A 13,951-nucleotide genomic window follows, 5' to 3' on the forward strand; every position below is an offset into this window, starting at 1 on the left:
TTGTAGCGACGCCCGTGTGACAACGCGCCGTGCCCGGCAGATAGAGCCTATCTACAACATGGGGATGTGTTGTAAGACGTTCCGCAAACGTTGGGCGGAGTAGGGGGTGGGATCGGCGGTTTTGTTTAGGACCTGCCGACCCCGGTTGCCGGTCAGGCGACGGCGCTGGCTGCGTCAGCCTTGATCAAGCCTTCGGCGGTCAACGCTTGGACCACGTGCGGCCGTGCAGCCACCCGGGCCATATACGCCTGCACGTTCGGATACGCGCCCATCGGCAGCGACAGGAAGTTCGTCCAGTTCAGCACCGCAAAGGCATAGGCGTCGGCCACGCTGTAGGTGTCGGCCAGGTATGGCTGTTTGGCGAAGCGCGCGTCGAGTTCGGCAAAGCGCTTGGCCAGCTTGTCCTTGGCGCCCTGGCGGGTGGCCTCCGGCGTTTCCTTGTGCCACAGCGGGCCGAAGCTTCTGTGCAGCTCCGAACTGACAAAGGTGAGCCATTCGATCACGGCCAGGCGGTGCGCAGTGCCTGGCTTGCCGATCAACGCCTGCGTCGGGTCGAGGTCGGCCACGTATTGCAGCAGCGCGGCGGCTTCGGTATGGCGCGAGCCGTCGGCCAGTTCCAGCAGCGGCACGTAACCGCGCGGCGAGATCGTATAGAAATCCGTGCCGTCAGCGGTGAGGTGCTTGGTCAGGTCGACAGCGGTCAGGTCAAACTGCGCACCCACTTCGCGCAGGGCGATATGGACGGCCAGCGAGCAGGCGCCGGCGGAGTAATAGAGTTTCATGATCATCGTCTCGTGAACAGGTTGGGAAGCCGCCAACGGCGGCGGTGACGACACTGTAGGATTGCGCCAGTGCCAATGAAATAGGCGGAATAGCAAATCATGCTTGCAACAACGCAATACAGATTGAGCGCGGCAGACCTCGAGATCGTGCTGGCAATGGTGCGCACGGGCACGCTGGCGGCGGCCGGCGAACGGCTTGGCTTGGATGCCTCCACGGTATTCCGGTCCTTGCAGCGCATCGAGCGCGGGCTGGGCGCCACGCTGTTTGCGCGCTCGCGCACGGGCTATCTGGCGGGCGACCTGGCGCACGCGCTGGCGGAGCAGGCCGAGCAGGTGGAGTCGGCACTGGAGGCCGCGCGATCGGCGGTACATGCCGTGCCGGATCAGGTGTCAGGCACCGTGCGCATCACCACCACGGACACGATCCTCGTCGGCCTGGTGGCGCCCGCCTTGAAGGCGCTGCAGATTCAGCATCCGCACCTGAGCTATGACCTGCGCGTGGGCAACGAGCTGGCCAGCCTGACCCGGCGCGATGCCGACATTGCCGTGCGGGCCACGCGTCGTCCGCCGCAGCATCTGGTGGGCAAACACATCGGATCGATTCGCGTCGGGCTATACGCCGGGCGCGCGAGCGGCATCACCTACGCCGATGTCGAAGCGGGCCGCACGCCGTGGCTGGCGGTTGACGACGCGATTCCCGATCACCCTTCGGTGGCTTGGCGCAAACGCCATTTCCCTAAGGTCATACCCACGTACTTCGTCAACAGCCTGCAGATTGCGGCCGAGATGGTGGGGATGGGCGTGGGCGTCGGCATCCTGCCCCTGCTGATAGCACAGGAGCGCAGCGATCTGGTGCCGCTGCGGGATCTGCAAGATGCCAATCAATCGGAGCTGTGGCTGCTGACGCATCCGGAATCGCGCCACTTACGGCGGATTGCCGTGGTGTATGGCCACTTGGCGCAGACGTTGCGCTTGCCTTAGTTCAGTTGGCTGCAACGGCCGGGCCGACGGCTGGCTCGTCTGGAATGAGCGCGGCGCGGCGACGCAGATCCTCCGTCGTTTCGCCATGGCCGTCGGGCCGCCAGCCTGGCGGGCGGAACAGGTAGCCAAACACTTCACCGGCCGAGCGCGCCGTCTTGAGGTCTTGCCAGAGTGCGCGCCAGTGCGCGAATTCGATCACCAGCAGGTTGTAGGTGCGCATCGGGTGCACGAGGCCGTAGCGGCAGGGCACGTCTGTGCGTTCGGGGATGTAGGTGCCGAACAGCCGGTCGAACACGATCAGCACGCCGCCATAGTTGCCGTCCAGGTATTCGAGGTTGGATGCGTGATGCACGCGGTGCGCCGAGGGCGTATTCAGCACCCATTCCAGAGGCCCCAGGCGGGGAATCCACGTGGCGTGGATCCAGAACTGGTACAGCAGATTGAGCGACAGCAGCATCAAGACGATGCGCGGCGGCATGCCCAGCAGCGGCGCCAGCGCAAAGAAGGCGAGGGTACCGGACAACCGGCCCGTCCAGCCGAAGCGGTAGGCGGCCGAGAGGTTCAGATCATTTGGCGAATGGTGGATGGCGTGCGTACACCAGAACCAGCGCACCCGGTGCGCGGCGCGGTGGTACCAGTAGTAGCAGAACTCCTGGCCAAGAAAGCACGCGGCCCAGCCCGTCCAGTGGTCCATCGGCAGCGTCCAGAGGCGATGCTGGTAGACCCATTCCAGCGCCTGCGCCCAGAACGCCAGCGGCAGCAGCCAGCGTAGTGGGTACTCGCGTACCAGGAAATCGACCACCGACACGCCGGCGGCCTTCCAATCGTAGTTGGCCCAGCCGTTCCGCAGCGACAACACGATCGCCTCGGCCAGTGACGACACCAGCACCAGCACGACGGCAATCTTCAGGATGGTGAACAGCACGGCCATGGCGCTGGCTCCCGGCTCCGGTGGGAATGCCAGCGACGGTACTGCAAACGGTGCCGGGGCGGCAATTCGGGCCGATGCCGGGGTGTCTTACAACCCGTTCGACGCGTTCAACGCGCCCAGGTGTTGTTGCGGTTGTGCAGAAAGATGTGCACCCCACCGCTTTTGTCTTGCGCCACGCCGGCGCTGCCCCACGGATAGTCCGTCAGGCCACCGGGGTCCTTGCCCAGTTTGCTGGCGATCCAGCGGCGGTGGCGTTGTTCCACCACGCCGATGTCGTCGTACGAAACCGGCTGCGCCAGCTCGACGAATACGCTGACGAGAGCATCGGCTTCAAACCGCAGGCTGACGGTGACGGGCGTGGTGTCGTCCAGCGAGGCCACCGTTGCGAACTGGCAGGGGACCTCTTTGCCCTCGACGCTGACCGGCCGCACCGGCCCGACGGCAAACCGCGCGGGCAGGTCTTCAGGGCGTGTTTGCGGGGTGATGCGGATGTCAGCGAGCCGGATGTCGCCGGTGGCCGGGTCGATGTGGAACGCGTCGTGCATGGGGTTGGGTTTTCAAGGGGTGAATTGCCTGGGCAATGATGCGAAACGTTTTCCTTTATAGCAGCCATCCCTTCGTGGGGACGGGGTTTTGGCGCCTCAAGTTCGTCTGCGCACTGCCGTAGCAGCTTGGGTGGCCCCCGACAGCCAGCAGTCGGTTCTGGAGGGCGCTGCGGCAAATACCGTACGCAGTCAGATTCATGGAAAACGTTTGGCCTAGAAGAAACATGATCTCCTCTCTCCGCACCCGAATTCTCCTCATCTCATCGGCCACCGTGGTCGGTGCCCTCGCGCTGTCCGGCGCGGCTACCTATTCCATCGTGCGCTCGAACACGATGGAGTCGATCGACCAGAACCTCGCCGCCATTGCCAGCGGCAACACGCTCGCCATCGACAAATGGGTCGCGGCGAAGGCGCAGGCCGTCAAGGCGACCGCCGGCGTGATCGAGCATGGCGATCCGCAAGGCTTCGGCAAGCACATGGGCGACGCCAACGGCTTCCCCATCATCACGATCGGCTGGACCGACAAGAGCTTCATCTCCACCAGCGCCACCACGCCCAAGGATTACGATCCGACCGGCCGCCCCTGGTACAAGCAAGCCACTGCGGCAGGCCAACTGCTCGTCACCAAGCCCTACGGCGATGTGTCGACCGGCGTGCCGTACGTTTCGTTTGCGGCCCCGCTCGTCAAGAACGGCGAAACCACCGGCGCGTTGTCCGGCGCCGTGCCGCTGGACGGCGTGCGCGAGGTGGTCGCGGCGGTTCACCCGACACCGTCGAGCCTCGCCTTCGTGGTCGCCAAGGATGGCCAGGTGATCGCCCACCCGGACGCAAAATTGATGCTCAAGCCGGCCACCGACGTGGCGGCCTCGCTCACCGCCGACACGCTCGGCAACCTGGCCAAGGCGACGTCGCCGCTGGAGGTTGAGCTGGCCGGTGCGCCGAAACTGCTCAAGGCGCAAGCCGTGCAGGGCACCGATTGGTACCTCGTGATTGCGCTGGACAAGGCTGAAGCCACCGCTGGTTTGCGCAACGTCGTCAAGGCGCTGGCCGTGGCCATGGTGCTCCTGACGCTGGCTGCCGTGGGCATCGCCGCGTTCTTCACGTCGCAGTCGTTCCGCCGCCTGTCGCAGGTGCGCGATGCGATGGACACCATCGGCTCCGGCGGCGGCGACCTGACGCACCGTCTGCCCGTGGTCGGCAACGATGAAGTCGCGCAGATCAGCGCGTCGTTCAACACCTTCATCGACAAGATCGGCGAAGTGCTGCTGGAAGTGCGCGCCAGCGTCGACAGCATGAAATCCGCCACCGGCGAGATCGAAGCGGGCAACCGTGATCTTTCCAACCGCACCGAGGTCTCGGCCAGCAACCTGCAGGAAACCTCTGCCGCGTTGACGGAGCTGACGACCAGCGTGAAGAACTCCGCCGATGCGGCCGTGCAGGCCACGCGCCTGGCGAGCGACGCAAGCGATGCCGCCACGCGCGGCGGCGAAGTGGTCTCCAGCGCCGTCAGCACCATGGACGAGATCGCCAAGTCGTCGGCACGCATTACCGAGATCATCGGCGTGATCGACAGCATTGCGTTCCAGACCAACATCCTCGCGCTGAACGCCGCGGTGGAAGCAGCCCGCGCCGGCGAGAACGGCCGCGGCTTTGCCGTGGTGGCCGGCGAGGTGCGCACGCTGGCGCAACGCAGCGCTACGGCCGCCCGCGAAATCAAGGACCTCATCCAGGCATCGGAAGCCAGCGTGAAGACCGGCGCGCAACGCGTGCAGGCCGCGGGCGCCACGATGCAGGAAATCGTGCAGGGCATCGAGCGTGTCGCGCGCATCATCGGCGAGATCGACGGCGCGATGCACGAGCAGAGCACCGGGATCAGCCAGATCGATCGCAGCGTCGCCGAGATGGACCAGGCTACGCAGCAGAACGCGGCGCTGGTGGAGCAGTCGACCGCCGCATCGTCGATGCTCAACGAACAGGCGCACGGTTTGGCACGCACGGTTGGGCTGTTCAAGCTGCGCAACGCCTGACGCGCCGCACCCCTCTTCAACGCGCCCGGGCCGGGTGCTCCTTTGCCTAGAATGGAGCCCCGGCAACATCCCCGCGCCTCTTGCCTTCGGCGGACGTTGCCTGACCTCAACGCTCCGCCCGTATGCCCAATGTGCTGATCCTCGGTGGCCGCGCGCCCGTGGCGCTCGACCACGCCCGCCGCTTTGCCCACCAGGGGTGGACGGTCTGCATTGCCGACAGCATTCCGTGCCAGATCAGCGGCGCTTCCAGGGCGGTTTCGGCAACCTTTCGCATTGCATCGCCGCGCCATGCACCGGCGCAGTTTGCGGCCGACCTCGCGCGCATCGTGCGCGAACGTTCCATCGATCTGCTGGTGCCGACGTGCGAGGAAGTCTTTTTCGTATCGCGCTATCGGCATCACCTGCCGCACCACGTGCGCGTGCTGGCCGAAGACTTCGACAAGCTGCGTGCGGTGCACAGCAAATGGACGTTCCTTGAACTCGCGCAGGATTGCGGGGCCGATGTGCCGGTCTCGGCGCGGGTGCGTACGTTGGACGAAGCGCGCGCCTGGGCGGCCGGGCGCGCGGTCGTGCTCAAGCCGGAGTTCTCGCGCTTTGGCGTGCATGTGCGCCTGTATCGCAACGGCATCCCCGACGACGCGCCGCCGCTGGCCGACCTCGGCGCCTGGGTGGTGCAGACGTTGGTAGCAGGCCAGGAGTTCTGCTCGTACAGCGTCGCGGATCGCGGCCGGCTTGTGGCGCACGCGCTGTATCGGCCGGACTGGCGCATGTCGACCAGCGCGAGCTTCTACTTCACGCCTGCGCGCATCGGCGCGGTGCGCCACTTCGTTGCCAACTTCGCACGCAAACTCGACTTCACGGGGCAGCTCTCGTTCGACTGGATCCAGCAGGCCGACGGCCGCGTGAGCCCGCTCGAATGCAACCCGCGCGCGACCAGCGGTTGCCACCTGTTCGGCCTTGACGATGCGTTGCCCGCCGCGCTGGCCGGCACGCTCGACGGCTGCATCGAACCGTCGCCCGGTGTGCCGCGCATGGCGGCGGCGGTGATGGCATCGGCAGGGCTGTTCGATGCGTTGCGCCACGGCACGCTGCGCCAATGGCGCCACGACTGGCGCGCCGCCACCGACGTCATCGCCACGCCGGGCGATCGCGGCCCGCTGTGGGGCGGTGTGCGCGATCTCGCCGCCTATGCGCGCATGGCCATCGCCCAACGTTGCAATATGCGCGAAGCCGCCACGCAAGACATCGAGTGGGACGGCCAGGCGCTGCCCGAGGTATGAACGCGCCCGGTGCGGTGCCGCATGCGTGCTTTGCCGACAAGGCCGGCGCGTTCCTGCACGTGCATCGCGGGCAGGCGCCGCAGCCGTTCGTCGCCAACTTGGTGACGCAGGTCGACGTGGTGGAGGCGGGCGGTCTGCCGCTGCCTGTGACCGTCAATGGCAGCGAGGAGCCTGCCGGCCATGCCGAGAACGCCTGGGTCTGCTCGCCCATCATCACATACGGCCGCTATGCGGCGGAAGAATCCGAACGGTTGATGCCGCGCGTGCTGCGGCCGATGCTGCGCGGCGCAATCGGCCTTGCCGATATGTGGATGCGGCATGCGCAGCTCGATCGCGCGGTGGCCGTCAACAACTGGCTGGTCAGTACGAACCTCTATCCATCGGCGGCGGCCTTCGATCTGGAAGCGCTGGCGCGAATATGCCGCGAGCGCTGGCCGGACCGCGCGATCTGGCTGCGTTCGCTCAACACGATCCAGCACGCCGACTGGCTGCGCGCCGCCACGGCTGCCGGCTTCGATTTGATCCCCACGCGGCAGGTCTATCTGTTCCAGCAGTTGCAGCGTGCGTCGCGCGCATCGGAACTGCGTCGCGATCTGCGGCGCGACCTCAAGCTGCTCGACGCGACGCCGCTGACGTTCGTGCCGCACGACGCCTTCACCGACACCGACTTCGCCCAGGCCGAGCGGCTCTATGCGCAGCTCTATCTCGACAAGTATTCCGCGCTGAACCCGCGTTACACGGCAGCGTTTCTTCGCGCGTGGCATGCGGCGGGGCTGCTCGAATGCGCGGGTTTTCAGGATGCGCAGGGCGTGCTGCGGGCGGTGGTCGGCGTGTTTGGGCAGGGGCCGTTGCTGACCGCGCCCATCGTCGGCTACGACACGACGTGGCCGCAGCAGGCTGCGCTGTATCGTCTGCTGATGGCGCACGTGCTGCGCCTGACCATCACGCGCGATGCTGAGCTGAACCTGAGCGCCGGCGCCGCGCACTTCAAGCGCCTGCGCGGCGGCGTGCCGGCCATCGAGATGAGCGCCGTCTACTGCCGGCACCTGCCACCCGCCATGCGCCGCGCCATCGCCGTGCTGCGCAGCCTCACCACCCGGATCGGCGTGCCGATCATGCAACGCTTTCAGTTATGACAACCTGGAACGCCACGCTGCTGCGCGGTTGGTACCCCGTCGCCGAGGCGCACCGCCTGCGCGACAAGCCGATGCGCGTGACCTTGTTTGGCCGCGCCGTGGTGCTCGCGCGCTTGCCCTCCGGCGGCCTGCTTGCGCTGGACGATCGCTGCCCGCATCGGCATGTGCCGTTGTCCGACGGCCAGCTCGTTGGCGAGACGCTGCAGTGCAAGTACCACGGCTGGACGTTCGGCGCCAACGGCCGCTGCACAGCCATGCCGGGCATGTGCCCAGGCGCCGCCGTGCCCGCCGCGCAAGTGAATGCGTGGCAGGTGTTCGAACACGACGGGTTGATCTGGATGAGCGCACGGCCAGCGGGCGAAGCTGCCCCGGCTGCCTTGCCGGCGTTCCTGCAGCGCTTGCCGGCCGGCAGCCGCCGCTTTCTGTGGAGCACGCTGTGGCAGGCACGCCCGGCCGACGCGCTGGAGAATTTTCTTGACCCGCTGCACACGCATCTCGTGCATCCGGGCCTCGTGCGCAGCCATGGCGCGCGCCAGCCGATGACGGTGACCGTCACCCAATCGGCAGATGGCCTGCAGGTCGACTACGCCGGCCAGCCGCAGCAAAGCGGTCTGCTGTTCCGCCTATTTGAATCGCCGCGCACGATGGAGCGCGCGCATTTCGGTATCGCCGCGCCTTCCACCGCCCAGCTCGAATACCGCTACGCCAACGGCAGTGCGCTGTATTTCACACTGCACTTCACGCCCGAAGACGAGATGCGCACGCGTCTGTTCGCCACGCTGCATGTGGAAAACCGCTGGGCGCCGGCCTGGGCCGTGCGCTGGTTCGTCTGGCCGTTCCTGTATCGCGTGGCGGAGCAGGACCGCCGCATCGTGGAAGCGCAGGCCGCCAACAGCGCACGCTTTGGCCGGCAGGACAGCATGTCGACCGAACTCGATCTCGTGCGGCCGATGCTGGACGCGGTGTGGATGCCGAACGGCAAGCCGGTGGAGGCCGGCGAGCGCGTGATGCAGATGTGGCTGTAGCGCACCACGCCGTTACATCGACCGCCCGTCGAAGTGGGTGACCGGCACGCTCGCCAGATCGATGTCTTCCAGGCAGCGCACGTTGACGGCAATCATCGGCGTGCCGTCGGGCATGACGCCTTCGGCATACGGATGGATGCCGCAGGTCGGGCAGAAGCGGTGCTTGATGACGTGCTTGCGGAAGAGGTAGGTGCTTGCGTTGTCTTCCGGCGTCAGCAGCCGAACCTTGTCGCGCGCCACGAACCACAGCAGCGAGCCCTTGCGCTGGCAGATCGAGCAGTTGCACGCCATCGCGTTTTCGGGGTGCCCATCAACTTCGAATGCGACGTTGCCGCAGTGGCAGCTTCCTTTATGCGTCATGCCGGTCTCCTCTGATGTCGTTTTGTGGTGGGCTTGGCGCCGTCCACTATAGGCGAGCCGGTTTGGGAGCGGCGCCCGGTTTCTCGGGAATCGCCCTAGGTCTACGCGGCCGCATGCCGATGCGACAATCGCCGCGAGCGCGCCAGACGAACGCGCCAACCAACGCGCCACGGACCGCCGCGCATTGACGGCGACCGCGTCATGAGGAGGAGCCATCATGCATCGCCAGCGTCCTGTTGCTGTGATTCGAGCGGTTTCCGCTGCCGCCCTCTTTGCCGGCGGTGTCGGCGCATTTGCGCAAGTGCCGGAACCGGCGGCGGCATCGGCTCCGGCCTCGGCACCGCCGCTTGCGGCACAGATCGTCAACATGGGCGGCATGACGCCGGACGAGATCGGCCCCGTCATCGCTGAGATGGGTACGTTGCGCACCAAGACGCTGGTCACGGCGGCCAACGGCACCGTGGGCGTCCAGGTCGGCACCGTGGCCAAGCACACGCATACGTACGCCGACGAGATCCAGTACGTGATGTCGGGCACGGCCACCGTCTGGCTCGACAACGCGCCGCGCGAGGTCCGGGCGGGCGATCTGATCGTGATTCCGCGCGGCGTGGTGCACGGAACGCTGACCACCAGCCCCGACTTCAAGTCGATGGCGATCAAGCTGCCGCCGCAGCGTGCGGGCGATACGCACAAGGTGCCGTGATCTCCGCGCCGTGATCTTCGGCATGTTGGGCTGGGTCAGGGCAGGATAAAAACACCATCCCTTACAATGGCGCCCTCCCAAAGAGTCCATCGCCATGTCCGCCCCGCTCGCCAACGACACCTTCCTGCGCGCCCTGCGCCGCCAGCCGACCGATTACACGCCGCTGTGGCTGATGCGCCAGGCGGGCCGCTATCTGCCCGAGTACAACGCCACGCGCGCGCGGGCCGGCAGCTTCCTCGGCCTGGCCAAGTCGCCGGCGTATGCCACCGAGGTGACGTTGCAGCCGCTGGATCGCTACCCGTTGGACGCGGCAATCCTGTTTTCCGACATCCTGACCGTGCCCGACGCCATGGGCCTGGGGCTGTCGTTCGCGCAAGGCGAGGGGCCGCGCTTTGCCAAGCCGGTGCGCACGGAAGCCGATGTGGCGGCGCTGTCCGTGCCGGACATGTCGTCGCTGCAATACGTGTTTGACGCCGTGGCGGAAATCCGCCGTGCGCTCGTCCAGGACGGCCGCCAGCGCGTGCCGCTCATCGGCTTCTCGGGCAGCCCGTGGACGCTCGCCTGCTACATGGTGGAAGGCGGCGGTTCGGACGACTTCCGCACCGTGAAGTCGATGCTCTACGCGCGCCCGGACCTGATGCACCGCATCCTGGAGATCAACGCGCAGGCCGTGATCGACTACCTGAACGCGCAGATCGATGCCGGTGCCCAGGCTGTGCAGATCTTCGATACGTGGGGCGGGGCGCTGGCCGACGGCATCTACCATGAGTTCTCGCTGGCCTACATGGCGCGCGTGGTGCAAGGCATTCGCGCCGGCGCCGACGGCCAGCGTGTGCCGGTCATCCTCTTCACCAAGGGCGGTGGCCTGTGGCTCGAAGCCATGGCCGAGACCGGTGCCGACGCGCTCGGTGTGGACTGGACCGTCAACCTGCAGCGCGCCCGCCAGCGAACGGCGGGCCGCGTTGCCCTGCAAGGCAACCTGGACCCCACCGTGCTGTTTGCCGAGCCGGAGGCGATTCGCGCGCAAGCGCGCCGCGTGCTGGAAGACTATGCAGCCGGCGGCGGCAGCGATGGCCACATCTTCAACCTCGGCCACGGCATCTCGCAGTTCACGCCACCCGACGCCGTATCGGTGCTGGTGGACGAGGTGCACAGCTTCAGCCGCGCGCAGCGGTCGAAAGCGAAGTAACACGATCAAGATCAATGCTGCAGTGCGATAGCGTTTGAATCGTGCCGCAGTAGTGCGTGAAGTCGGGGGCACGGGTGGAATCTTCGCCGCTTTGGTGCAGTAGGGGTGAGTGACTACTCGCGTGCCGGTGGCCCCATCTGGCCCCAACGGGGTGTCAAGCGATTTATTTCGCGCTTTCTGGTGCGTAAGCCGGCTGTCAAGACTTGACTTATGCACAAAGCTGTCGCGGCTGGTTCTTTCCGCGGCGCAACAGGGACGGCTCTGTGCACGCAACGCATAAGTGTTTGATTTTTCTGAAAGAAAGCCGCGTGCGCGTAAATCGTGCAAGCTAGAAAAACGGCGCGTCTACCGGCCTTCGCGGGCGCAGCGGCCGACTTTTCAACAAAGTTATCCACAGGCCGTGTGGATAGGCCGGAAAACGGTCGCCGATCAGGGCGCCAAGGCATAAACCTCAAGTAGTACTTGAACATTGAACCGACCATGGCAATGGCTGTGAAGGCAAGGTGAGATGGGCAAGACGCATTTCCCAGGTGCACGATGCGCCGCTGCATCGCAACAATCTCTTTGCAATTCAACCGTTTGCGCCAAGCATGACCACCGCCCTCGTCGACGCCGCGTTCTCTGATGCCAAGGTGTCGGCTGCCATTGCGCGTGTGGTGATCGATACACCGCTCGATGCCGTGTTCGATTACCGGTGCGGGCAACCCGTGCTGCCTGGGCAGCTCGTGGTGGTGCCGTTCGGCAACCGGCGCGTGGTGGCGTTGGTGGTCGAAACTGCCGCAACCACCGATGTCCCGCAGGAAAAGCTGCGCGATGTGGAGCGGGTGCTGGACTGGGTGCAGCCGCTCGACGCCGAATGGCGGGCGCTCGCCGAATTTGCTGCCGGTTACTACCACCGCGCGCTCGGTGAGGTGACGTTGCCCGCGCTGCCGCCGTTGTGGCGCACGCCGGGCAGCTGGGACAACCTCGCCCGGCAGGCCAACGAAACCGTCTACGTGATGTTTGAACCGGCGCGGGCCGCGTTGCTCGACAGCATTCCGAAACGTGCGTCCGGCGCCATGCGCCTGGCCGAAGCACTGACCGGCGACGGCGAGCTGTCCACCAGCGCCGCCGTTGAGCTGCACGGGCAGGCCGTTGCCAAGCTGCGGGACTGGACGACCGTCGGCTGGCTGCGTGCAGAACTGCGGCCGAAGGCGCTGCTGCCGCAACCGCTCGAACTGCCGGCGCCTTCCGTCGCGCCCGCCCTGAATGACGAACAGGCCGCCGCCGTGGCGGCCATTGCCCAGGCCGGGGCGGCGGGTACCTTCAGTCCGTTCCTGCTGTATGGCGTGACCGGCAGCGGCAAGACCGAGGTCTACCTGCACGCCATCGCCGACGCCTTGGCGCGCGACCCCGCCGCGCAGGTCCTGATGTTGGTGCCCGAGATCAACCTGACGCCGCAGCTGGAGGCGCGCATTGCGGCGCGTTTTCCTGGCGTGCCGATGGCCGCGCTGCACAGCGGTCTGGCCGAACAACCGCGCGCGCTGAACTGGCTGGCCGCGCATCGCGGTGAAGCGCGCATCGTGCTCGGCACGCGGCTGGCAATGCTGGCGTCGCTGCCCAACCTCGCGCTCATCCTCGTCGACGAGGAGCACGACACGTCGTACAAACAGCAGGAGGGCCTGCGCTATTCGGCACGCGACCTAGCGCTATGGCGTGCCAAGCAGCGCAACATCCCCGTGGTGCTGGGCTCCGCCACGCCGTCGCTGGAAACCTGGTGGCGCGCCGAGCAGACCGCCACCACGCGCCTGACGCTCTCGCAACGCGCGCAGGCCGAAGCGGTGTTGCCGCGCGTGTCGCTCATCGACCTGAACCTGGAACGCCGCGCCGGACGCCAGATTCGCGATGGATTGTCCAAACCGCTCGTCGACGCGATTGGCGATCGCCTGGCGCGCGGCGAACAGAGCCTGCTGTTCCTCAACCGCCGGGGCTACGCGCCCGTGCTGTCCTGCGACGCGTGTGGCTGGCTGTCGGGCTGCCCGCGTTGCTCGGCGTACCTGGTGCTGCACAAGCCCGAACGGCGTCTGCGCTGTCACCACTGCGGGTACGAATCCCGCATTCCACATCACTGCCCAGACTGCGGCAACGTCGACATCGCGCCGCTCGGGCGCGGCACCCAGCGCATCGAAGAATCGCTCGGCGAGCTGTTTCCGCAGGCCCGCGTCGCCCGCATCGACGCCGATTCCACCCGCCGCAAGGGCAGCGCCGAAGCGCTGTTCGACACCGTGCACGAAGGCAGCGTCGACATCCTGATCGGCACGCAGATGGTCGCCAAAGGGCATGACTTCCAGCGCGTAACGCTGGTGGGCGTGGTCGCGCCCGATTCCTCGCTGTTCTCGCACGACTTCCGCGCGGGGGAGCATCTCTTTGCCTCGCTGATGCAGGTGGCGGGCCGCGCGGGCCGTGCGGGCTTGGCCGGCGAGGTGCTGATTCAGACGCGGTATCCCGACGCACCGGCGCTGCAGGCGCTGGTTCGGCACGACTACGACGGTTTTGCGCGCCAGCTGCTGCGAGAGCGCAAACAGGCCGGGCTGCCGCCGTTTGCCTATCAGGCGTTGTTGACCGCAGAGCACAAGGAAGTCGCACGCGCGCTGGAGTTTTTGGGCGCCGCGCGTTCGGCTGGTGAAGCCTTGGCCGCTGAATTGGGCGCGCCGGTGTTTTTGCATGATCCGGTGCCGATGACGATGGTGCGCCTGGCCAACCGCGAGCGGGCGCAGTTGCTGGTGGAATCGGGTTCTCGCGCGGCGTTGCAGAGGCTTTTGACTGCCTGGACTGAGGGGTTTGCGGGGATTGGCAAGACTGTGAAGGGGGTGCGGTGGCAGTTGGAGATTGATCCTTTGAGGATTTGAGGGCTGGTGGTCCACCCTCCTTTCGTTCCCTGCCGGGACCGACTCACTTTTCTTTGTCTTGCCAAAGAAAAGTAAGCAAAAGAAAGGCGCGCCCGAGATGGCGA

At 66.4% G+C, this 13,951-nt stretch carries 12 protein-coding genes; 8 read left to right on the forward strand and 4 right to left on the reverse strand.

Annotated features, from left to right (window positions below):
- Positions 1-152: 152 nt before the first annotated feature.
- Positions 153-782 (reverse strand): glutathione transferase GstA, encoded by a 630-nt coding sequence (gene gstA / locus N511_RS0108235; protein ID WP_027678856.1) that lies wholly within the window; start codon positions 780-782, stop codon positions 153-155.
- Between the two features lie 99 nt (positions 783-881).
- Here gstA and N511_RS0108240 point away from each other — a divergent pair, with 99 nt between their 5' ends.
- Positions 882-1,763 (forward strand): LysR family transcriptional regulator, encoded by an 882-nt coding sequence (locus N511_RS0108240; protein ID WP_027678857.1) that lies wholly within the window; start codon positions 882-884, stop codon positions 1,761-1,763.
- Position 1,764: 1 nt separating this feature from the next.
- Here N511_RS0108240 and N511_RS0108245 read toward each other — a convergent pair whose 3' ends face one another.
- Positions 1,765-2,694, reverse strand: coding sequence for a sterol desaturase family protein (locus N511_RS0108245; RefSeq protein WP_027678858.1), 930 nt, complete (start codon positions 2,692-2,694; stop codon positions 1,765-1,767).
- 107 nt (positions 2,695-2,801) lie between these two features.
- Positions 2,802-3,239: a hypothetical protein gene (locus tag N511_RS0108250; protein ID WP_027678859.1), complete on the reverse strand. Its 438-nt coding sequence runs from the start codon at positions 3,237-3,239 to the stop codon at positions 2,802-2,804.
- A 224-nt stretch (positions 3,240-3,463) separates the two neighbouring features.
- Between N511_RS0108250 and N511_RS0108260 the strand changes: the two genes are divergently transcribed.
- The 4 genes from N511_RS0108260 (at position 3,464) to N511_RS23845 (ending at position 8,707) form a co-directional block, all read left to right on the forward strand.
- Positions 3,464-5,266, forward strand: coding sequence for a methyl-accepting chemotaxis protein (locus N511_RS0108260; protein WP_037026373.1), 1,803 nt, complete (start codon positions 3,464-3,466; stop codon positions 5,264-5,266).
- A gap of 122 nt (positions 5,267-5,388) precedes the next feature.
- Positions 5,389-6,546: a hypothetical protein gene (locus N511_RS0108265; RefSeq protein ID WP_037026376.1), complete on the forward strand. Its 1,158-nt coding sequence runs from the start codon at positions 5,389-5,391 to the stop codon at positions 6,544-6,546.
- Positions 6,543-7,682, forward strand: coding sequence for a GNAT family N-acetyltransferase (locus N511_RS0108270; protein ID WP_027678862.1), 1,140 nt, complete (start codon positions 6,543-6,545; stop codon positions 7,680-7,682). The genes N511_RS0108265 and N511_RS0108270 overlap by 4 nt, the downstream gene beginning before the upstream one ends.
- A complete protein-coding gene (locus tag N511_RS23845; RefSeq protein ID WP_027678863.1) occupies positions 7,679-8,707 on the forward strand; it encodes a Rieske 2Fe-2S domain-containing protein in 1,029 nt (342 codons plus the stop codon). The genes N511_RS0108270 and N511_RS23845 overlap by 4 nt, the downstream gene beginning before the upstream one ends.
- Positions 8,708-8,719: 12 nt before the next feature.
- On the opposite strand, the gene N511_RS0108280 is transcribed toward N511_RS23845, so the two are convergent.
- Positions 8,720-9,067 (reverse strand): GFA family protein, encoded by a 348-nt coding sequence (locus tag N511_RS0108280; RefSeq protein WP_027678864.1) that lies wholly within the window; start codon positions 9,065-9,067, stop codon positions 8,720-8,722.
- A 217-nt stretch (positions 9,068-9,284) separates the two neighbouring features.
- Here N511_RS0108280 and N511_RS0108285 point away from each other — a divergent pair, with 217 nt between their 5' ends.
- The 3 genes from N511_RS0108285 to N511_RS0108295 all read left to right on the forward strand — a co-directional run bounded on the left by N511_RS0108285 (position 9,285) and on the right by N511_RS0108295 (position 13,847).
- Positions 9,285-9,770: a cupin domain-containing protein gene (locus N511_RS0108285; protein WP_027678865.1), complete on the forward strand. Its 486-nt coding sequence runs from the start codon at positions 9,285-9,287 to the stop codon at positions 9,768-9,770.
- Between the two features lie 94 nt (positions 9,771-9,864).
- On the forward strand, positions 9,865-10,959 hold the full coding sequence (hemE, locus tag N511_RS0108290; protein WP_027678866.1) for a uroporphyrinogen decarboxylase: 1,095 nt from the start codon (positions 9,865-9,867) through the stop codon (positions 10,957-10,959).
- Between the two features lie 590 nt (positions 10,960-11,549).
- Positions 11,550-13,847, forward strand: a complete 2,298-nt coding sequence (locus tag N511_RS0108295; protein WP_027678867.1) for a primosomal protein N' — start codon at positions 11,550-11,552, stop codon at positions 13,845-13,847.
- Positions 13,848-13,951 lie beyond the last annotated feature (104 nt).

The organism is Ralstonia sp. UNC404CL21Col, assembly GCF_000620465.1.
In the GTDB taxonomy this organism is placed as follows: Bacteria; Pseudomonadota; Gammaproteobacteria; order Burkholderiales; family Burkholderiaceae; genus Ralstonia; species Ralstonia flatus.